Annotated in this window: 20 protein-coding genes; all 20 read left to right on the top strand. The window is 44.3% G+C overall.

Translation table 11 applies throughout. The features are described 5' to 3' along the window. The first annotated feature begins 6 nt into the window (after positions 1-6). Positions 7-1,347, top strand: coding sequence for a phage portal protein (locus HMPREF9469_RS25090; RefSeq protein WP_007868735.1), 1,341 nt, complete (start codon positions 7-9; stop codon positions 1,345-1,347). Beyond that, complete coding sequence (locus tag HMPREF9469_RS25085) at positions 1,347-2,177, top strand: hypothetical protein (protein WP_007868723.1); 831 nt, start codon at positions 1,347-1,349, stop codon at positions 2,175-2,177. Before HMPREF9469_RS25090 ends, HMPREF9469_RS25085 begins: the two co-directional genes overlap by 1 nt. Before the next feature lie 43 nt (positions 2,178-2,220). Next, on the top strand, positions 2,221-4,086 hold the full coding sequence (locus tag HMPREF9469_RS25080; protein WP_007868722.1) for an HK97 family phage prohead protease: 1,866 nt from the start codon (positions 2,221-2,223) through the stop codon (positions 4,084-4,086). Positions 4,087-4,487: 401 nt separating this feature from the next. Further along, positions 4,488-4,802 (top strand): DUF7253 family protein, encoded by a 315-nt coding sequence (locus HMPREF9469_RS25070; RefSeq protein WP_007868718.1) that lies wholly within the window; start codon positions 4,488-4,490, stop codon positions 4,800-4,802. Between the two features lie 337 nt (positions 4,803-5,139). Next, positions 5,140-5,847: a hypothetical protein gene (locus tag HMPREF9469_RS25060; RefSeq protein WP_007868716.1), complete on the top strand. Its 708-nt coding sequence runs from the start codon at positions 5,140-5,142 to the stop codon at positions 5,845-5,847. Then, positions 5,847-5,987 (top strand): hypothetical protein, encoded by a 141-nt coding sequence (locus HMPREF9469_RS32195; RefSeq protein ID WP_007868714.1) that lies wholly within the window; start codon positions 5,847-5,849, stop codon positions 5,985-5,987. The genes HMPREF9469_RS25060 and HMPREF9469_RS32195 overlap by 1 nt, the downstream gene beginning before the upstream one ends. Before the next feature lie 61 nt (positions 5,988-6,048). Then, complete coding sequence (locus HMPREF9469_RS25055; RefSeq protein ID WP_007868712.1) at positions 6,049-6,450, top strand: hypothetical protein; 402 nt, start codon at positions 6,049-6,051, stop codon at positions 6,448-6,450. A gap of 14 nt (positions 6,451-6,464) precedes the next feature. Next, a complete protein-coding gene (locus HMPREF9469_RS25050) occupies positions 6,465-7,007 on the top strand; it encodes a hypothetical protein (RefSeq protein WP_007868710.1) in 543 nt (180 codons plus the stop codon). 5 nt (positions 7,008-7,012) lie between these two features. Next, entirely contained in the window at positions 7,013-8,017 is a 1,005-nt protein-coding gene (locus tag HMPREF9469_RS25045) for an N-acetylmuramoyl-L-alanine amidase (RefSeq protein ID WP_007868708.1), read from the top strand. Positions 8,018-8,029: 12 nt separating this feature from the next. Next, entirely contained in the window at positions 8,030-8,407 is a 378-nt protein-coding gene (locus HMPREF9469_RS25040; RefSeq protein WP_006780988.1) for an HK97 gp10 family phage protein, read from the top strand. Next, positions 8,404-14,916, top strand: a complete 6,513-nt coding sequence (locus tag HMPREF9469_RS25035) for a tape measure protein (RefSeq protein ID WP_007868699.1) — start codon at positions 8,404-8,406, stop codon at positions 14,914-14,916. Before HMPREF9469_RS25040 ends, HMPREF9469_RS25035 begins: the two co-directional genes overlap by 4 nt. Further along, the gene (locus tag HMPREF9469_RS25030) at positions 14,913-15,827 is read left to right on the top strand and encodes a phage distal tail protein (RefSeq protein ID WP_007868698.1); all 915 of its coding nucleotides are present in this window, start codon (positions 14,913-14,915) and stop codon (positions 15,825-15,827) included. Before HMPREF9469_RS25035 ends, HMPREF9469_RS25030 begins: the two co-directional genes overlap by 4 nt. Before the next feature lie 2 nt (positions 15,828-15,829). After that, positions 15,830-16,900, top strand: a complete 1,071-nt coding sequence (locus HMPREF9469_RS25025; protein ID WP_007868697.1) for a siphovirus ReqiPepy6 Gp37-like family protein — start codon at positions 15,830-15,832, stop codon at positions 16,898-16,900. A gap of 20 nt (positions 16,901-16,920) precedes the next feature. Continuing rightward, a complete protein-coding gene (locus tag HMPREF9469_RS25020; RefSeq protein WP_007868696.1) occupies positions 16,921-18,051 on the top strand; it encodes a hypothetical protein in 1,131 nt (376 codons plus the stop codon). A gap of 17 nt (positions 18,052-18,068) precedes the next feature. Beyond that, positions 18,069-19,040 carry a hypothetical protein gene (locus HMPREF9469_RS25015; RefSeq protein WP_007868695.1) on the top strand — a complete coding sequence of 324 codons (972 nt, stop codon included), beginning with the start codon at positions 18,069-18,071 and terminating at the stop codon, positions 19,038-19,040. A 100-nt stretch (positions 19,041-19,140) separates the two neighbouring features. Then, on the top strand, positions 19,141-19,449 hold the full coding sequence (locus HMPREF9469_RS25010) for a hypothetical protein (protein WP_007868694.1): 309 nt from the start codon (positions 19,141-19,143) through the stop codon (positions 19,447-19,449). 15 nt (positions 19,450-19,464) lie between these two features. After that, entirely contained in the window at positions 19,465-19,608 is a 144-nt protein-coding gene (locus HMPREF9469_RS25005; protein ID WP_007868693.1) for an XkdX family protein, read from the top strand. Next, positions 19,605-20,090 carry a hypothetical protein gene (locus HMPREF9469_RS25000; RefSeq protein ID WP_007868692.1) on the top strand — a complete coding sequence of 162 codons (486 nt, stop codon included), beginning with the start codon at positions 19,605-19,607 and terminating at the stop codon, positions 20,088-20,090. Before HMPREF9469_RS25005 ends, HMPREF9469_RS25000 begins: the two co-directional genes overlap by 4 nt. 211 nt (positions 20,091-20,301) lie before the next feature. Then, a complete protein-coding gene (locus tag HMPREF9469_RS24995; protein WP_007868691.1) occupies positions 20,302-21,498 on the top strand; it encodes a reverse transcriptase domain-containing protein in 1,197 nt (398 codons plus the stop codon). Between the two features lie 17 nt (positions 21,499-21,515). Beyond that, entirely contained in the window at positions 21,516-21,839 is a 324-nt protein-coding gene (locus HMPREF9469_RS24990) for a hypothetical protein (RefSeq protein ID WP_006780978.1), read from the top strand. Positions 21,840-21,847 lie beyond the last annotated feature (8 nt).

Raw genomic sequence — 21,847 nt, 5'->3', positions numbered from 1 at the left:
TTCAAAATGGAAGTTTCAATCGGTTCCAGGATTAAACATGCCTGGAATGCTTTTTTAAATAGAGACCCAACAGGTTTCTATCGGGACATAGGGGTTGGATATTCGTACAGGCCCGACCGTCCAAGACTCACAAGAGGAAATGAAAGATCTATCGTTACCTCTGTATATAATCGAATCGCATTGGATTGCGCTTCAATTAACATTCAACATGTCCGTCTGGACGACTCCGAAAGATTTCTTGAAAAAATTTCTTCGGGGCTAAATGATTGTCTGAATTTATCAGCCAACATTGACCAGACTGGGCGGGCTTTCCTTCAGGATGTGGTTTTGTCAATGCTCGATGAGGGATGTGTGGCGATTATCCCGGTGGATACGGATGATGACCCTGACACTACAGGCTCCTATAAAATCGAGTCAATGCGAACCGGGAAGATTCTGGAATGGTTTCCGAATCATATCAAAGCAAGAGTTTATAATGAGCGGACTGGATTAAAGGAAGACATTGTAGTTCCAAAAGATACGGTCGCCATTATTGAAAATCCGCTTTATGCGGTGATGAATGAGCCAAACTCAACGATGCAGCGTTTGATAAGAAAACTGAATTTATTGGACGTTGTTGATGAGCAGAGCAGTTCAGGAAAACTCGATTTAATTATCCAGCTTCCCTATGTGATAAAAACAGAAGCAAGGCGTCAACAGGCTGAGAAGAGGCGTGTCGAGATTGAGCGTCAGTTGGCCGGTTCTAAATATGGTATTGCGTATACCGATGGTACGGAGCGAATCACACAGTTGAATCGTTCTGTGGAAAATAATCTGATGAAGCAGATTGAATATCTAACGAGTATGCTATACAGCCAGTTAGGTATCACTCAGAGTATATTGGATGGTTCCGCAGACGAGAAGACCATGCTGAATTACTACAACCGTACTATTGAGCCGATCATTTCAGCAATCGTTGACGAAATGAAACGTAAGTTCCTTACTAAAACAGCCAGGTCTCAAAAGCAATCGATTCTGTTCTTCCGTGACCCCTTCAAACTTGTACCAGTAGCTGATCTGTCAGAAATTGCTGACAAATTCACAAGAAATGAGATTATGACATCAAACGAAATTCGCCAGATTATTGGTATGAAACCGTCTGATGATCCAAAAGCTGATGCGCTGAAGAACAGCAATATCAGTGAGGCCAAATCTGATCCTTCAAACGGTAGTTCTGATGTCGAATCCAATGAAAGTGATGCCGGAGCCGATTATGACAGTATCATAAACGAGCTGCTTGACGGTCTTGAAAAGGAGATTGATGAAATTATAGGAAGCTATCTTTCGGATGATGAGGAGGAGACCTAATGGATATTAACGAGCCTCTTCAACACTATGCATCTCCTTATTACGACCCGGTGAAAGCTCATGAATATTATATGAGAACCAGAGAACTCAAAGGGCGTCGTTCCACAACGAAGCTTAACGATGAGGGAAAGAAAGTCTGGGCTTATACAAAAAATGAGATTTCTGGTGAGAAGAAGGAAAAGGTAAAAGAAGAACAGGAAAAACGGAAACAAAAAATTGCTGAGCTGAGAGCAAAGGCCAAGGCGACCCGAGAGCAGATCTCGGCTAAATTAAAGGAACTGAATACTCAGCTTACCGAGGAATCTTCGTCGAGAAGGAGTAGGGTTGACTCCCGTAAAAAATCTGATTTGGAGGATATTGGAGAAGAAGCAGAAGACCAGAAAGAGCGTATCGATGAAAAGAAGAATACTGAGATCGAACGCTTAATGGCGATAGAAATTCCATCCGGGTTATCCAAAGAGGAAAGGGTAAAGCGAGTAGCGGAGCGAAATGAGAAAATTGCAAAGCTTCGTGATGATGCCAGCGAGGATAAATCTAAGGTGAGTGAGCAGGCGAAAGCTGAAAAGGAAGAGGTGAGAACTTCCGCAAGTCTTAAGAAGAAGCGAATTACCGAGGACACCAAAGAAGAAAGGGCTGATAATTCTGCGAATGCTAAATCGGAAAGAGAAAAAGTTAGTACAGAGTTAAAGGCTGCCGTTACCGCCGCAAGGGAAGCTTATAAAGCGGCAAAAGAAAATCTTGATGCCACTTATGAAGATCTTTATCAGCAAGAGTTTGACAAGATAGCTTCCGAATATAAAGCGGTAAAGAAGAGGAAACGGAGGAAGTAGCAATGGCTTTCGCACAATACTGATAGAAGGAGTGATTTTCAAAATGGAGAAATACGATTTTAGTGGTTGGGCCACTAGAAACGATCTTCTTTGCACCGATGGCCGTACCATCAAAAGGGATGCGTTTAAGAACCAGAATGGACAAACTGTTCCACTAATTTGGGGACATAATCATTCCGATCCCAATCGTGTACTCGGTCATGGGGTACTGGAAAATCGTGATGAGGGCGTTTATGCCTACTGTAGTTTCAATGACAGTGAATCCGGACAGGCAGCGAAGAAGCTAGTTAAGCACGGAGATGTTCGTTCACTTTCTATTTGTGCCGGTCAGCTTAAACAGGCCGGAGCGAATGTGATGCATGGCGTTATCTACGAACTGAGCCTTGTTCTGGCTGGAGCTAATCCGGGAGCTTTCATTGATTCTGTTATGGCTCACGGTGAGACTTCAGAAGACCGTACCATTATTGGATATGACGAGAACATTATGATTTATCATTCCGCCGAGGAGGATGACAAATCCGAGGAAAAGAAGACGGAGGAGAAATCCAAATCTAAGGAAGATAAGACTTCTGAAGAAAAACCTGAGGAAGTTGACGAGACAATTGAGCAGGTATTTAATACCCTCAATGAAAAGCAGAAAAATGTGGTTTATGCAATGATCGGACAGGCTATTGGGGAAACCGATAAGCCTGAAGATAAAAATGATGACGATTCTAAAGGAGGAAATACCGAGATGAAGCATAATGTGTTTGACAACGATAAGAAAAACGAAACCGGTGGCTTTCTGACGCATTCCGCACAGGAAGACATCATCAAGGCGGCGAAGACCAGCCAGGTTGGTACTTTCCAGACAGCGCTTCAGCTTTATGCGGAGCAGAACGGTCTTCAGCATGATGCTGTCAGCGGCGGATTTGTTCAGACCGGCGACGGAAATGTGACGAGTCTGTTCCCGGAATATCAGGAAGTGCGTCCGGGGGCTCCCGAACTCATTACCAATGACCAGGGCTGGATTACTAATGTGATGAAGAAAGTACATAAGAGCCCGATTTCCAGAATCAGAACCAGCCAGACCGATATTCGCGGTATTGATACACTTCGCGCCAGGGGCTACAAGAAAGGAAAAGAGAAGAAGCAGGCCGGAAATTTCAAGTTGGTACGCAGAACCACCGATCCGCAGACCGTTTATGTGAAGAATGCTCTGCATCGCGACGACATTGTCGATATCACGGATTTCGATTATGTAAAGTATCTGTATGACATCGACCGCCTGATGCTCAATGAAGAGCTGGCTATTGCGATGATGCTGGGGGACGGTCGTGATGATGGTGATGAGGGTAAGATCGATCCGGATAAGATCAGACCTATCTGGACCGATGATGACCTGTATACCATTCATGCAGATTTGGATGTTGCCGCCGCAAAAAAGGAACTTCAGGGTACTAATACCGGCGTGAACTTTGGCGAGAACTATATTTACGCTGAAGCAATGATCAATGCGGTTTTGTATGCAAGAGAGGATTATAAGGGTACTGGCACTCCCGATATGTACATCACTCCTCACATGCTCAATGTAATGCTCCTGGCTCGTGATATGAACGGCCGCCGCATTTATAGCTCTAAATCAGAGCTGGCTTCTGCTCTGAATGTTGGGGAAATCCATACGGCCGAGCAGTTCGAAGGCAAGACTCGTAAGACGGACGACAGCAAGACCAAGAAGCTGCTTGCCATCATCACGAACCTGAATGACTACTCTCTGGGTGCTACGAAAGGCGGCGAAGTTACTCACTTCACGCAGTTTGATATCGACTTTAACCAGGAGAAGTCCCTTCTGGAAACCAGATGCTCCGGCGCTCTGACCAGAGTGTACTCCGCCATTGCGATTGAAGAGGACGTAACGGTAAACCCTTAATCAGCTTCTCCGTTAGTCCCGAAGATGGAGAAGCCAATCTGTTCGGGAAAACGGTAAATTCGTTACAGGAGAATATTGCTATCAGAGAGTCTGAGATTACCGGTACATTGAAGCATGTTACTGGATACACGGGATTTAGCAGTAATACTTCTGAGCAGGAAGGAAACTATCTTGCTTTGAAAGTTGATGCTGATTCCAAAGATGCAGTTGCGACCGTTGAACTCGTAGGTGGTACCAAAGGACCGGTTACGCTTGATGACGACATGAACATTGTACTCCTTATTAAGAATAAGGATACTCAGAGCATTAAGGTGACGGTAGACAATGGAGAAAATTCCACTACGAAGACTTATGGGCTTATTGGATTGACTTTGGAGACAGAGTAAAGGAGAGAATTCAAAATGGCAAAGTTTTTTGGGAAAATCGGCTATGCAATATCAAAGGACGTTCGTCCGGGTGTTTGGGACGGGGAAATTACTGAGCGAGAGTATTTCGGCGATTTGATTCGGAATACCAGTCGGTATCAGACTTCCAATAAACTCAATGACGATATCAACATTTCCAATGAGATCAGCATCGTGGCCGATCCTTTTGCTTATCAGAATTTTCACGCAATGCGGTATGTCGAGTTCATGGGAGCGAAGTGGAAGATTTCCAGTGTTGAAGTACAGTATCCGCGTCTGATTCTGACGGTAGGAGGTGTGTATAATGACTGATCGACGAATCCTGTTTCATAAACTGTTGTGCGAGATTTTATCTTGCCCGATAGAAGGTGAACAGTGCCGATGTTATTTTCAGCCTCCGGAATCTATTAAGATGAATTACCCCGCTATTGTATATAGCCTTGATGATGTAGACAAGACATATGCAAACGACGGGGTATATTTATCTAATCGAAGATATGCCGTTACCGTTATTGATAAAGATCCGGATACATCCTTGGTGCAGAAAGTAACGAATTTACCGATGAGCCGGTTTGACCGGCATTTCAAAAAAGATAACCTGAATCACTACATTTTTAATGTGTATTTCTAAGATTGGAGGAATAATTCAATGAGTAAGCTTATTTGGGATAAAGTTGGGGAACGCCTCTACGAAACTGGTGTTGATCATGGTGTTCTCTACCCGATTCAGACTGGTGGACAGTATAACAAAGGTGTTGCTTGGAACGGTCTGAGCGCGGTGACAGAGAGCCCTTCCGGGGCGGAGCCCTCCCCGATCTATGCGGATAACATCAAGTATCTGAACCTGATGTCCGCAGAGGATTTCGGCGGAACGATTGAGGCTTATACTTCTCCGGATGAATTTGCGGAGTGTGACGGTTCCGTTGAAGTCGCTCCTGGTGTCTTTGCAGGCCAGCAGAGCAGGAAGCAGTTTGGACTTTCTTATCGCACTATTCTTGGCAATGATGTAGATTCCAATGACTATGGTTATAAGCTGCATCTTGTTTATAATTGCCTTGCCTCTGTTTCTGAGAAAGGCTATACCACTGTGAATGACAGCCCGGAGGCAATCGCTCTGTCCTGGGAATTCAGCACGACTCCGGCGGAGATTGCGAAGATAATCGATGGTAAGAAGCTGAAACCTACCGCAATCCTTACACTGGATTCTACTAAGATTGATGCGAAGAAGCTGGCAGCTCTGGAAGAAATCCTGTATGGTAAAGACCCGACTACTCCAGAGGGTAACGATGGCGTTGATCCCAGACTGCCGTTTCCTGATGAAGTGATTGAGCTTCTGGCTGCTGAAGACCTCCCTTAATGAGCCTTTCTGTTAAGCCTGAAGACGGAGAGGCTGTTTTATTTGGAAAAGCAGTGAATGAATTGCAGAGTGAGGTGGTTGTTGCTGATGATGAAGTGACAGGCACTCTGAAGTATGTCAATGGTTATGTTGAAGAATAACGTATAGGAAGCCTCGTATTCAATGTGCGGGGCTTCTTTTTATTTGAAAGGAGAAAAAATTATGCTGAAGAAAACCATTCCCTATATCGATCTGAATGGTGTCGAAAGAAAAGAGGATTTCTATTTCCACCTGTCAAAGCCGGAAATTGTCAAGATGCAGACAAGCGTGAAGGGTGGCTATGATGTACAGCTCAAGAGTATTGGCGCCGGTGCTGATGGCGGCCAGATTATGGAATTCTTTGAAGATCTCATTACGAAAGCTTACGGTGTCAAGAGTGAAGATGGCCGTCGCTTTATGAAGTCTGAGGAGATTTCCAGATCCTTTATGGAATCTCCTGCTTATGAGGTTCTCTTTGAGGAACTGGTTACGAATGACAAGGCAGCAGCAGACTTTGTGAATGCGGTGATGAACATCGGCAATTCTGCCACAGTTCCTGCAATCGCAGCAAACACTCAGAATTAAAGGAGAGGTGAGAGATGCTCCGAATCACAATACCATCCACGGAATTCTGGGAGGAGGTGAAGCAAGAGTTTGTTTACACAAAGGCTCAGACCTTGCAATTGGAGCATTCTCTTGTTTCTCTTTCAAAATGGGAATCGAGATGGAATAAGCCGTTTCTGACGAAGCAGGAAAAAACTTTGGAAGAAACCATCGATTATGTAAAATGTATGACTCTTACACAGAACGTGAACCCGGAAGTTTATAACTATCTGACGAACAGCAATATCAATGAGGTCAATCGGTATATTGCTCTTCCTATGACCGCCACCCGGTTTTTCGAGGAGAAAAAAACGCAGGGGAGCAGAGAGCAGATTACGGCAGAACTCGTTTATTACTGGATGATAGCTTTAAACATTCCATTTGAATGTCAGAAATGGCATCTCAATAAACTGTTCACTTTGATAAGAGTATGCGATGTGAAGAGCAGGCCGCCGAAGAAACATAGCCGCAGAGAAATTATGAAACGGAATGCGGCATTAAATGCGGCCCGCAAAAAGAAGTGGAATACGAAAGGGTGATTACTATGAGTAATAGCAGCTTGGTGAATTGTACAGTAAAAAGTCCAAACCATAGCGGAGCTAGGACGCATTCAATTGACCGGATCACTCCGCATTGTGTAGTCGGTCAGCTTTCAGCAGAATCTATTGGGGGCTGTTTTGACAGTAGTAACGTACAGGCTTCTTGCAACTATGGAATTGGTAGTGACGGACGTGTGGTTCTTTGCGTGGATGAGGCAAACAGAAGCTGGTGCTCTTCCAGTAACGCGAATGACCAGCGGGCTGTGACGATTGAGTGTGCCAGTGATATGACCGATCCGTATGCCATGACAAATGCGGTATATGAAAAGTTGGTTGCTCTGTGCGTTGATATCTGCCGGAGAAATGGTAAGACAAAACTCCTTTGGTTTGGCGACAAGGACAAATCTCTGAACTACAGTCCCAAATCAAACGAGATGATCCTTACGGTTCATCGGTGGTTTGCCAACAAATCTTGTCCTGGGGATTGGCTGTATTCCAGGCTGGGGAATCTTGCAAATCGGGTAACTGCTCAGCTTGGCGGAAGTACGACTGACAGCGTCCAGAAAACCTACAAAACTGGACTTTACAAAGTCAACATCGGTGATTTGAATATTCGCAAAGGCCCTGGGACGAATTACGGAACCAATGGGATGATTACTGACCGAGGTACTTACACGATTACCGAAATTCAGAACGGTTACTGGGGTAGGTTGAAATCCGGAGCAGGATGGATCAGCGTTCATGAAGCTTACTGTACCTATAAAGGCGCAGCTTCTTCTGATTCTGGTGGATCAGTAGAGAAGCCTTCTGGAAATTTTCTGGTTCAGGTGGACATTTCCGATCTGTATATCCGTAAAGGTCCTGGAACGAATTACGGAACCAATGGTTTCTGTCCGAAAGGAGTCTACACCATCGTCGAGGTTAAAACCGGTGCTGGTTCTGATGCTGGATGGGGTAAGTTGAAATCCGGAGCAGGATGGATCTCACTGGATTACGCAACTCGAATTTAAAGAGGACGCACGATGATAAGTTTCAGACAAAAGGGTGACTTCTCCAAGTTGACACGCTTTCTGGAGAGAGCAAAAGAAGCGGTTCACATCGGAGACCTGGACAAGTTTGGTAAAGAGGGAGTAGCCGCCCTTGCGTCTGCAACACCAGTGGATTCTGGGGAGACGGCGAATTCCTGGTATTACGAAATTGAGAATCGAAAAGGTTCGGTTACAATTTCATTTCATAATTCGAATGTTCAAAATGGAGTTCCAATCGCTGTTATTTTGCAGTATGGACACGGAACTCGAAACGGCGGCTGGGTACAGGGGCGAGATTACATCAATCCTGCTATCCAGCCTATTTTTGACGAAATTGCAAATAACGCATGGAAGGAGGTTACTAAGCTATGAGTAAGACGATTGATGAAAGAGTCGTTGAAATGCGATTCGATAACAAACAGTTTGAGCAGAATGTTCAGACCAGTATATCTTCAATTGAAAAGCTCGAAAAAAGCTTAAACTTAAAAGGTGCCTCCAAAGGATTGGATGACGTTAATGCCGCAGCAAAAAATTGCAATATGACTCCGCTTTCCAATGCGGTCGAAACCGTAAAGATGCGGTTTTCGGCGTTGGAAGTCATGGCAGTTACGGCTCTGGCGAACATCACAAATTCAGCGTTAAATGCTGGTAAAAATATTGTTTCTGCACTGACAATCGATCCAATTAAGACTGGATTTCAGGAGTATGAAACACAGATCAATGCAGTTCAGACCATTCTTGCTAATACACAGAGCAAGGGGACAACCATTGACCAGGTAAATGCTGCTCTTGATGAGTTGAACAAATACGCTGATCAGACGATTTACAATTTTACGGAAATGACCCGTAACATTGGCACTTTCACAGCTGCCGGTGTTGACTTGGATAAATCAGTAACATCAATCAAAGGTATTGCCAACTTAGCAGCAGCTTCGGGTTCTAATGCTTATCAGGCCAGTACCGCTATGTATCAGCTTTCGCAGGCGATTGCAGCGGGCAAGGTTAGTTTGCAAGACTGGAATTCCGTTGTAAATGCGGGAATGGGCGGTCAGCTATTTCAAGACGCCTTAACTCGAACCGCAGAACATTTCGGAACCAACATGGATGCGATGATTGAACAGTATGGTTCATTCAGAGCTTCTCTGACCGAAGGTGGATGGCTGACAACAGAGGTGTTGACCGAAACTCTGACACAGTTGTCTGGAGCTTACTCAGAAGCAGATCTTATCGCTCAGGGATATACCGAAGAACAAGCTAAAGAGATTACAAAACTGGCTCAGACAGCATTGGATGCAGCTACCAAGGTAAAGACATTCACGCAGTTATGGGACACCCTGAAAGAATCGGTTCAGTCTGGTTGGACTCAGAGTTGGGAAATCATCATTGGTGATTTCGAAGAGGCAAAAGAACTTTTAACTGAGGTTAGCAACGCCCTTGGCAACATGGTAAATGCTTCTGCCGAAGCGAGAAATAAGATGTTGCAGGATTGGAAAGATCTTGGCGGACGAACTGCGTTGATTGAAGCGGTAAGGAATGCTTTCGAGGGTGTTTTAAGCATTATAAAGCCAGTTAAAGAAGCGTTTAGAGAAGTCTTTCCGCCGATGACCGGAGAACAGCTTTACAATCTCACTGTAGGATTACAGGAACTTACCGAAAAATTCAAAATGGGCGAAGAAACAGCGAATAACCTGAAGAGAACATTCAAAGGGGTATTCGCTTTATTTGATATTGGACTTCAAGGTGTCAAAGCGCTTGTTGGTGGATTTGCAGATCTGATTGGTTATGTGGCTCCGGCCGGAGATGGAATTCTCGGGTTTACGGCCAGCATTGGAGATTTCATTGTTAGTATCGATGAAGCTATTAAATCGTCCGATGCCTTTAACAAAGCTATCGAAGGAATCGGGAATTTCCTGAAACCAATTGCGGATGGAATAAAGACTTTTGTAAAAACAGTTGCCGATGCGTTCAGCGAGTTTGCGAATGTTGATACCAGTGGTCTCGATAATTTTGCGGATAAGGTACAGACTCGGTTTGAACCGTTTGTAAAATTAGGCGAACTGGTAAAGAAGGCATTTGAAGGAATTATTGGGATTGTCGAGAAGGCAGCGCCTGTTTTATTGAAGCTGGGTTCCATTGTCGCAAATGCGTTTGGAAACCTTGGGGAAGCAATTCTCACAGCATTTGATACCGCAAGTTTTGACCCAATTTTGGATTTAATCAATACCGGATTGTTTTCTGCAATTCTAATCGGGGTGAAAAAGTTTATTGACTCTCTATCGGAAATCACCGAAAACGGCGGCGGAATTCTTGGTTCATTCAAAGATATTTTGGATGGAGTTAAGGGGAGTCTTGAAGCATGGCAGTCAAGTCTGAAAGCTGGCACTCTTCTGAAGATTGCCGGAGCTATGGCAATCCTGACCGCAGCGATTGTGGCGTTATCCCTGGTTGATTCCGAAAAGCTGAATGCGTCCTTGGGAGCTTTGAGTGTTCTGTTCGTCGAACTGCTTGGTTCAATGGCCATCTTTGAAAAGATAATGAACGGAGCGGCAATCAAAGGAATGGGACAGTTGACCATTGCGATGATTGGGATGTCTACCGCTGTTCTTATTCTTGCAGGCGCAGTTCAGAAATTATCCGGTTTGGATTGGGATGAGCTTCTGAAAGGATTGGTTGGCGTTGCCGGGTTATCCGCTATTCTGGTAGCATCTGCGACAGCTCTTTCCAAAACATCGAAGGGGTTGATAAAAGGTTCTGCTGGTTTAGTAGTATTTGCAGCAGCGATTCGAGTGCTTGTAGGAGCAGTTGAAGATTTGGGAGCGTTGGATGTAGGCTCTTTGGCGAAAGGTCTGATTGGAGTCGGCGTTCTTTGCACCGAACTGGCGTTGTTCCTGAAAGCTACGGATTTGGATGGGATGGGTGTTCTGAAAGGAACTGGTTTGGTTCTTCTTGCGGCGTCCATCAATATTCTGGCGAATGCGGTTGGAGCATTTGGTGCTTTGGATATTTCCACTCTTTTGAAGGGATTATCTGCGGTTGCGGTGGTTCTTACCGAACTGGCGGTATTCACCAAAGTGACAGCCAATGCGAAGCATGTGATTTCTACCGCTACAGCAATGACAATTCTTGGGGCGGCTATGCTCGTGTTTGGGGAAGCAGTGGAAAAGATGGGGAACTTGACATGGGGGGAGATTGGACGAGGTCTTACCACAATGGCTGGTTCTATGGCTGCTGTAACGGTTGCGATGAATCTACTTCCAAAAGGAATGATGTCGAAAGCGACTGGAATGGTGGAGGTCGGTGCAGCATTACTCATTATTGGCGAAGCAGTTCGAAATATGGGCGGAATGTCTTGGGATGAAATTGCCAGAGGACTGGTAACCCTTGCAGGTTCCATGACCATTCTTGTTGTGGCACTCAACGCAATGAAAACTGCACTTCCGGGTGCGGCAGCGGTTCTTACCGTGTCCGCTGCATTGGCGATATTTACCCCGGTTCTCAAGTCATTGGGGAATATGTCTTGGGAGAGCATCGCCAAAGGGTTGGTGGCACTGGCCGGCTCTTTCACCGTTCTCGGTGTTGCAGGAGTGGCATTAGGACCATTGACTCCGGCTATTTTAGGACTTTCAGCCGCTATTGCCGTATTGGGAGTAGGATGTCTGGCCGCAGGTGCTGGTATTCTCGCATTTTCCACTGGACTTTCTGCTCTGGCAGTATCCGGAGCAGCGGGAGCGGCATCCCTTGTAGTGGCGGTATCCAGTATTCTCAGTCTGATTCCATTGCTGTTTGAAGCGATAGGCGAAGGAATCCTTTCTCTCGCAGGAGTAATTGCAAATGGGGGACCGGCTATTGCCGAGGCATTTACAGTATTGGTACTTGCAGCAGTTGAGGCTTTGGTTACGGCTGTTCCAGCAGTCGTGGACGGACTATTTGTCTTGGTTGACAGTGTGCTTTCGGCTCTGGTTGAGCATACGCCGATCATCGTAGAGCAGTTATTCGATATTCTGATCGGAATTATCCAGGCTATCACGACAAAATTGCCAGAACTGATTGTAGCCGGTGTGGAGCTGCTGATGGCTTTCTTTGATGGCGTAATCGATGCTTTGAGTGGTATTGACGTAAATGTACTCATCAAAGGAATCGCTGGAATTGGTTTGCTTTCAGCAATCATGCTTGCTCTTAGTGCAGTGGCATCGTTGGTACCAGGAGCCATGCTTGGCGTTCTCGGGATGGGAGCAGTCATTGCAGAGTTGGCATTGGTTCTGGCGGCTGTCGGTGCCTTGGCTCAGATTCCGGGATTGGAATGGCTTATCGGTGAGGGCGGAAATCTATTGCAGGGAATTGGTACGGCTATCGGTCAATTTGTTGGCGGAATTGTCGGCGGTTTCATGTCTGGAGTTTCAAGTCAATTCCCTCAAATTGGTTCAGATCTTTCTGCGTTTATGACGAATGTGCAGCCATTTATCGAAGGTGCTACACAGCTTAATCCTTCTATGCTGGATGGCGTAAAAGCATTGGCAGAAACAATTCTTATTCTGACCGCTGCCGATATTTTGAACGGATTGACTTCCTGGATTACAGGAGGATCTTCTCTGAGCGACTTTGCTACTCAACTCGTTCCATTTGGTGAAGCGATGCGAGATTTCTCTATTGCCATTGCTGGTATGGACGGGGAATTGGTGGCAAATGCGGCTACGGCGGGAAGGACACTTGCGGAGATGGTGGCAACCCTTCCGAATTCCGGAGGAGTCATCGGCTTCTTTACGGGTGAGAACGATATGAGTGCTTTCGGCGCCCAGCTTATTCCATTTGGCGAAGCAATGATGGGGTTTGCAAATGCCGTAAGAGGACTAGATGCAGATACCGTAACGAATGCTGCTACCGCAGGAAAGGCTATGGCTGAAATGGCAACCACAATTCCGAATTCTGGAGGCGTGGTAGGTTTCTTTGCTGGCGAAAATGATATGGATGCGTTTGGCGAGCAGCTTGTACCGTTCGGCGAGGCGATGATGCTGTTCTCTCAGGCGGTAAGAGGTTTGGATGCGAATGTAATCGTGGAATCTGCTACTGCGGGAAAGGCTTTAATCGAATTGGCAAATACTGTTCCCAACAGTGGCGGTGTCGTGGGCTTCTTTACCGGAGAGAACGACATGGACACGTTCGGGGAGAAGTTGGTGCCATTTGGCAGAGCGATGAAATCCTACTCTGATGCGATTGCGGGCATTGATGTGGAGGCCGTTACGAACTCCGCAACGGCTGGCAAAGCAGTGGTTGAGTTGGCGAATACGTTACCGAATACAGGTGGATTGGTGAGTTGGTTTACCGGAGACAATGATATTGCTGCTTTTGGCACAAGTTTGGTCTCCTTTGGTAAGAGCTTCGCACAATATTCCGACTATATGAAAGATGTGGATGCGAACATCGTTACCACTACAACTAATGCTGCTACATCCATTGTTGAGCTTCAGAAAAGTCTTCCAAAAGAAGGCGGATGGTTCTCCGATGATATGACACTTTCCAGCTTCGGTAGCGATATGGCTTCGTTCGGTTCTCATTTCAGTAATTATTACAACAGCATCAGTGGTATTGATACGACGTTGTTGTCCGGAGTGATTACCCAGACAAACCGGCTTGTCAGTATGGCAAATGGGATGGTTGGTCTGGATACAAGCGGTATGACTTCCTTCAGCTCTGCGTTGACAACGCTTGGCGAAACCGGTGTAACCGGATTTATCAATGCATTCAATAATGCAGAATCGAAAGTAACAGCCGCAGCTTCAAGTATGTTGTCATCCTTCATCAATGGCGCAAATGCGAAGAAATCCGAACTGACAACGACATTCACTACGCTGGTTCAGGCTGTGCTGACGGCAATCAATGGGAAACAGGGAGAGTTCCAAACCAGTGGCTCTACACTTATGGTTAAGTTTATCGCCGGTGTACGGTCTCAGGATAGTTCTTCCAGAACAACCTTTACCAATATCGTTAGCGGTTGTTTGACTGCAATACGAAATAAGTACGGGGAATTTACGTCAACTGGAACCCAGACGATGGTGAAGCTTATTGCCGGCGTCAGATCGCAGGACAGTAGTGCGAGGCTGGCGTTTACAAACATTATCAGCGCTTGTCTTACGGTGATTAAAAATAAATATGCGGAGTTTACCTCGACTGGTAGAGAGTGCATGGTTAAGTTTATCGCCGGTGTGAGAAGCAAAGATAGTGAACTCCGAACAGCTTTTACAACTACGCTGAGTGGCTCTGTAACTGCCATCAAAGACTATTATAGTCAGTTCAAATCTGCCGGTTCATACTTGGTCGATGGTTTCTGTGATGGTATCAGCGAAAATACCTGGAAAGCAGAAGCAAAAGCAAGAGCTATGGCAGCCGCAGCCGCTGAAGCAGCGGAAGACGAATTGGACGAGCATTCTCCTTCTAAACGCTTTTATGGAATCGGTAACTTTGCAGGAGTCGGCTTCATAAATGCGTTGATTGACAATGTTTCCAAGGCTGGAAAGGCTGGACGGGAAATTGCCAGATCTTCTATCGATGGACTGAATGACATCATTTCCAAGATTGCAGACTATGTAGATGCAGACATGGATGTTCAGCCCACCATTCGACCGGTTCTTGACCTATCCGCTGTAGAAGCAGGGACCGGAAGGCTGAATACTTTGTTTAGCAGAAATCAGGCATTATCTGTCAGCACTGGGATGAATGATCGTGTTTCTGAAATGGAAGTTCAAAATGGAGAAAGTTCTCCTACGGGAAATACCTATCAATTCACGCAAAATAATTATTCGCCTAAAGCTCTGTCGAGAATTGATATTTATCGGCAGACAAAGAATCAATTTTCGGCGATGAAAGGGCTGGTGGGTAACACATGATTAGAGCAGTAACTGTAACTAATTACTTGGGCGAATCAAAAAGATTTGAATTAGCGTTCCCGGAGGAATCCGGGTTCGCTGTTCAATCTATCAGCGGATTGGGACCGAGCAAGGCAGATATTAACACGACCGAAATCTCTACGAATGACGGATCGCTGTATAACTCGGCAAGAGTAAATTCCAGAAATATCGTTATGTCTCTGAAACTGATGTTTAATCCTCAGATTGAAGACACAAGACATGACTCCTACAAATACTTTCCGATAAAGAAGAAAGTAACACTTCTCATAGAGACTGATAATCGTATTTGTGAGACTTATGGTTATGTGGAATCAAATGAACCAGATATTTTCAGCAGCGATGAGACGACGCAGATTTCAATCGTGTGTCCTGATCCTTATTTTTATTCTGCTGGTCCGGATGGAACTAATACCACTATCTTCTATGGAGTGGAACCTCTGTTTGAGTTCGCTTTTTCGAATGAATCTTTAACCGAGTCCTTGATTGAATTTGGCGAGATTAAGAATGAAACCGAGCAGACGGTATATTACTCCGGTGATGCCGAGATCGGGGTTGTGATTACCATCCATGCCATTGGAAATGTGAGAAACATCACGATTTACAATACCGGGACGAGAGAGGTAATGCGTATTGATACTGATAAATTAAAGCAGCTAACTGGTTCTGGAATGGTTGCTGGCGATGAAATCATTATCTCAACAATCAAAGGGGATAAATCAATCACGCTTCTTCGAAACGGTATCTACACTAATATTTTAAACTGCCTTGACAAAGATTCCGATTGGTTTCAGCTATCAAAAGGCGATAATATTTTCGCTTATGTGGTTGAAGAAGGAACAACCAACGTGCAGTTTAAGATTGAAAACAGAACGGCGTTTGAGGGGGCATAGTTATGGAATTGATTGTTCTGGATACTTCTCTGAAAATGCTTTCTGTGCTTGATACCTTTGAGTCATTGATATGGACGGAGCGGTTTTCCGCCTATGGAGATTTTGAGGTATATACAAGCATCAACGATTCTGTTCTTGAAATCCTGAAAGATGACTACTATCTCTGGCTGAAAGAATCTGACCAGACTATGATTGTCGAGGATAGAAAGATCGAGTCTGATGCTGAAAACGGAAACCACTTCACGGTCACTGGAAGGTCATTGGAATCCATTCTGGAACGCCGCATCATTTGGAAGCAAACGATTCTGAGCGGAAACTTTCAAAATGGAATCAAAAAGCTGCTGGATGAGAACATCATCAATCCTTCTGATGCTTCCCGAAAGGTGGAAGGACTGATATTCGAGGCTTCTACAGACCCAGCGATTACTGGACTGACGGTAGACGCGCAGTTTACCGGAGACAATCTGTATGATGCTATAAAAAAGCTATGCGATTCTAAGAATATTGGTTTCCGAATCAAACTATCTGATGATAACAAATTCGTCTTTAAACTCTACGCCGGCACAGACCGTTCCTACGATCAGTTTACTAATCCCTATGTCATTTTCTCTCCTAAATTTGAGAATGTGATCAATACCAATTATCTGGAATCAAAGAAAACTTTGAAAACAGTCACTTTGGTTGCCGGAGAGGGAGAGGGGGCTGATCGGAGAACTACGACCGTGGCTTGCTCGTCCGGAGCTGGAACAGGTTTGAAGCGACGGGAACTTTACACAGATGCCAGAGATGTTTCTTCGACCGTAGATAACGAAACTCTGACAGATGCTGAGTATAAAGCGCAGCTTTCCCAAAGAGGTTTGGAGAACTTGGCAGAGAATGTTTTAACTAAATCTTTCGAAGGAAAGGTTGAAACAACGAGGATGTACCGATATGGAGAGGATTTCTTCTTAGGAGATATGGTACAGATTGTGAATGAATACGGAATTGAGGGGAAAGCTCGGGTAACGGAATTCATTCGCTCTCAAAGCAAAGAAGGACTCGACTCGTATCCGACATTCGTTACCGTAGAATAGCAGGAAAGGGGTGAAGAAAAATGAGTGTCACTTATGGGTTCTATAACTCAAAGAATAAAGATCGGAGATACGATGCCATTCAAATGTCAAGCATTTTTGACGGGATCATACGTGACGGCATTTTGCAGCATGTTGGGACTGCTATGATGGTGAAAGAGTCTACTGGCATGATGGTGAATGTCGGAATTGGTCGAGCTTGGTTTAATCATACATGGACGTTGAATGACGCCTTGCTTCCTTTGACTGTACCACAATCGGAAGTTATTCTAAATCGGATTGATGTGGTTGTTTTGGAAGTAGATGCTCGTGAATCTGTTCGTGCAAATGCGATTAAAATCATCAAAGGTACGCCAGCTACTAATCCAGCGAAACCAACAATGATTAGCACGACCGACCGTTGGCAGTATCCATTGGCCTATATTCAGGTAAATTCTGGCGTTACATCCATCCGTCAGGCGAATATCACCAATGCTGTTGGTACATCGGAGTGTCCGTTCGTAACAGCTCCACTGGAGAAAATGTCCATTGACGCCTTGGTTGCTCAGTGGAAAGACCAGTGGGATGCATTTTATGAAAAAGAGACATCTGATATGGAAGCGACAAATGCTTTCTGGAAAGACCAGTGGTCAAAATGGTTCAGCACCCAGACGGAAGAAATCCAGAAATCTTATCTGGCATGGGAAAAACAATGGAACGACTGGTATGCTGCTCAAACGGCAGATATGCAGGAAACAAGTGCTTACTGGAAACAGTTATGGGCGACCTGGTTTAACGAGTACACAAACAATAATACATCTGAAATGGCTGCATGGAGAGAAAATGCTCAGGCATTGTTTGATGAGTGGTTCCAGCAGTTGAAGGATACTCTTTCGAAGGATGTAGAAGCAAATCTGGCAAACCAGATATTAGAGTTACAAAAAAGGACATCGATTCTTGAAGAAATTGTAGAGGGGATTCGGACGGAATTCACCGTATACAACAATCTTTATGACAATGGATACGAGAATTACGATAATCTTCTCGATTCATCAGAAGGAACTATCATTGATAGTAACGTGGACCCGATTGTGGCGCGTGCATATTCCAGCTCCTTAATTCTGGATAGCAACGGACAGCCAATTGATGGCCGCGTTATTTTTTGTATTAGGTAAAAGGAGGACATATCGAGATGAAAATTACGGATTATCAGAAGGTCCAGACACTAGATGAAAGCAACATCGTCTTGATTGATGGTAACAATGGAACCAAAACAATTATGGTGACTGATTTTATTAAATCCTTGATTGGGCTTACCAGTTCTCAGGATTTCATTTCCGGCGTCAATCTGTCGGAACTTACGCAAATCAATACGTTGTCTGCGGATGATAAGTTATTGATTGGCACCGCAGCAGGGAACAAAGCGATTGGTGCGGACGATGCACTCTTTGCAATTCTGGACGCTTTTGTTCCGAAGGAGCAGCGCCGCATGATTTACAGAGGAAAAAATCTGGGGAGCGTTATTACAGACGACCAGAAGGCAAATATCAAGAACGGAACCTTCAAAGGATTTTTCCTTGGAGATTACTGGTCTATCGGCAGCTATACATGGAGAATCGTAGATTTTGATTACTGGTATAATTGCGGCGATACGGCTTTCACCACGCCCCATCTGGTTATCATGCCGGATAAACCTCTTTACAACGCACAGATGAATGAGACGAACATCACAACCGGCGGCTATGTTGGTTCTAAAATGTACACCAAGAATCTGGCGCAGGCGAAAACGTTGGCGGCGAGTGCCTTTGGTGACTTGATTCTCACCCACCGTGAATATCTGACAAACGCCGTTTCGAATGGATATCCTTCGGCTGGTGCTTGGTTTGATTCTACGCTGGAACTTCCGAATGAAATTATGATGTACGGAAGCCTTGTCTTTACTCCGGCAGGAGATGGTACGGTCGTTGTGAACCGTTATACGATCGGAAAGACGCAGCTTGCTTTGTTTACGGTGGTTCCGAAGATGATCTCAAATCGTGCAACGTTCTGGCTCAGAGATATCGTTTCTTCGGCTGTTTTCGCTGGTGTGAACTACGGTGGCGATACGACCTGCTACGTCGCTTCGGACTCTTATGGGGTTCGTCCGGTCTTCGCTATTGGTTAGTCTGAATCCAGGGGCCCTGTGCCCCCACGAAAACCGTACACAGGTGACAACAATCTGTGCTATAAAAAAAGAAAAATCTAAATGAAAGGTGTGAATCAAAATGGAGGATAAGATTTATAAGATTACTCTGTCCGATGAAACTGTTCTTGATAATTTGAGGTTGAACGGTAATAACTTTATATCTTCATCGGAAATCAATGAGTCCGTTTTTGACGGAAATTGTTCGATCGTAACAATCAACGATGGAGAAAAGGATGAAGTTCACATGAACATGGAACTTGTCCAGATTACCAAGGTCAATGACAAGTATTGGTTTGTCTTGCGGGAGGTTCCAGAAACAGAGCTGGCCTTTGTTAAAATGCAGTCAGATATCGAATATGTTGCCATGATGTCTGAAATCGAACTATAAAAGGAGGAAACAGTTATGGAACATAGCAAGAATTACGACAAGGTAAAACGCTACTACAATTTGGGTATGTGGAATGAAGTACGGGTTCGGAATGCAGTGAAAAAGAACTGGATTACGGAAGAAGAATTCAAAGAGATCACAGACAAGGATTATGCATGAGTGTTCTTGTGAGTGATCGGACTGAATCTAAATTCGAAGCAATTACATATTCCATCGAATTACATGATATGTTGATTGATTTCATGCAGCGTAGTTTCGGAGTGAAAGACTTGGATCAGCTTGTCCGAGTAAGATATGCTCACGGAAAGGATGCGACAGAAGATTTTTCAAGGTATAGATATTTGATGCTGAACTACAAAAATCGTATTGATCAGTTGGCTTCTATGCTGACCAGTAATGTTCGAGCAGCAAACTCTATCTATCCAACTACGCTACACGAGTATGAACAAAGAAGAGATTATCAGAATACAGCCATAGTAAACTGCGAGCAGCTTTTAAAAGAGCTGCAACGAATCGTTGAGATATTCGAAGTGGACGTTAATCTCTACAGTCGTTATGTTAAAGCTATCGACCGAGAAATCGGATTGATAAAGAAGTGGCGTCAACGAGATAACCGAATCAAGTCACAGTTAAGAGGGTAATGTCTAATTTATGCGTCGTTTCTTCGGCTAATTTCGCTAATGTGAACAACAATGGCAATACGAACTACAACAACGCTTCGAACTCTAATGGAGTTCGTCCGGATTCTCTGCCTAACCAACAGAGAAGGAGACATTGTCCTTTCCGAACGGATAAATAGCAAAGCCGGACGCAATTTACTACGGTAAGTATTGCTATCACGGTGAATGATTTATGAACTATGAGGAGATTATCTGTGACGCCAACAACTTGTATAGGGCTTACAAGGTTTCTGTCAAAACCAGCAAATGGAAGGAGACTACCCAGAAATTCATGCTGAATTTTCTTCGGTATATCTTTTCCATTCAAGATGATCTGATGAATCGGACCCTTCAAAATGGACCGACACAGGAATTCACGTTGTTTGAGAGAGGCCGAGTAAGACCTATTACAAGTATTCAAATTCGGGATCGCATTATTAGGCACGTCTTATGCGATGAAGTCTTGCTTCCGGAAGTGAAGAAGCATATTATCTATGACAATTGTGCTTCGATTAAAGGAAGAGGTATCTCTCATCAGCGGGACAGGTTCGAAGTTCATCTCCGTAAATACTATCGGTTGTATGGAAATGAAGGATGGATATTGTTCGGAGACTTTTCCAAGTTTTACGATAATATCATTCATGAAATTGCCAAACGGGAATTGTTAAAGCTGTTCGATGATGACGAATTCATTGACTGGTTGCTAACACAGATTTTTGACGGATTTAAAATCGATGTTTCTTACATGACGGACGAGGAATATGCCACATGTATGTCTGACACTTTCAACAAGTTAGATTATAGGAACATTCCAGAGTCAAAGCTGACAGGCGAAAAGTGGATGGAGAAGTCGGTTAATATTGGAGACCAGCTATCACAAGTCATCGGGATTTATTATCCGTATCGGATTGATAATTACGTCAAATATGTAAGAAGCCAGAAGTTTTATGGAAGATACATGGATGACTGGTATATCATGAATCCGAGTAAAGAAGAACTCTTTGATCTGCTAGATCATATTCATCAAATTGCAGAAGAATATGGAATCCATATCAATAAGAAGAAAACTCGAATTGTGAAGATTTCCAGCACGTACAAATTTCTGCAAATAAAATACAGTTTAACAGATTCCGGAAAGGTAATTAAGCGAATCAATCCGAAGCGGGTTACTACGATGCGCAGAAAGCTCAAGAAACTCGCCGTCAAAGTGAAAAACGAGGAGATAACGTATGAAAATGTAGAGAATATGTTTCGGGGCTGGATGGGAAGCTTTTACAAACTTTTGTCGAAGGAACAAAGAAAAAATTTGATAGGTCTCTATGAAGATTTATTTGAAAAGTCGATTACAATCATCAGCAAAAGGATGATCATAACCGATAAAATCAAATAGTTATGGAGGATACTAAAATGGAACCATGGTTTCAAATGGTGGTGACGATTGTGTGTGCAGTCGTCGCCTCTTCTGGTTTTTGGGCGTATATCCAGAAGAAAAGTGAGAAAAAAGATGTGAGGACGCAGATGCTGATTGGTCTTGCTCACGATAGAATTATCTATCTGGGAATGTCCTACATCGAGCGGGGATGGATCACGCAGGACGAATATGAAAATCTGCACGATTATCTCTACAAGCCCTATGAAGAGATGGGCGGAAATGGCTCAGCTAAGAAAGTCATGCAGGAGATCAATAAGTTGCCTATTCACAAATCAACCTATATTCAAGAAAATCAGTAGGAGGAATT

This window comes from [Clostridium] citroniae WAL-17108, assembly GCF_000233455.1.
Lineage (GTDB): Bacteria > Bacillota > Clostridia > Lachnospirales > Lachnospiraceae > Enterocloster > Enterocloster citroniae.
This window is presented reverse-complemented; position numbering and strand designations above follow the sequence as displayed.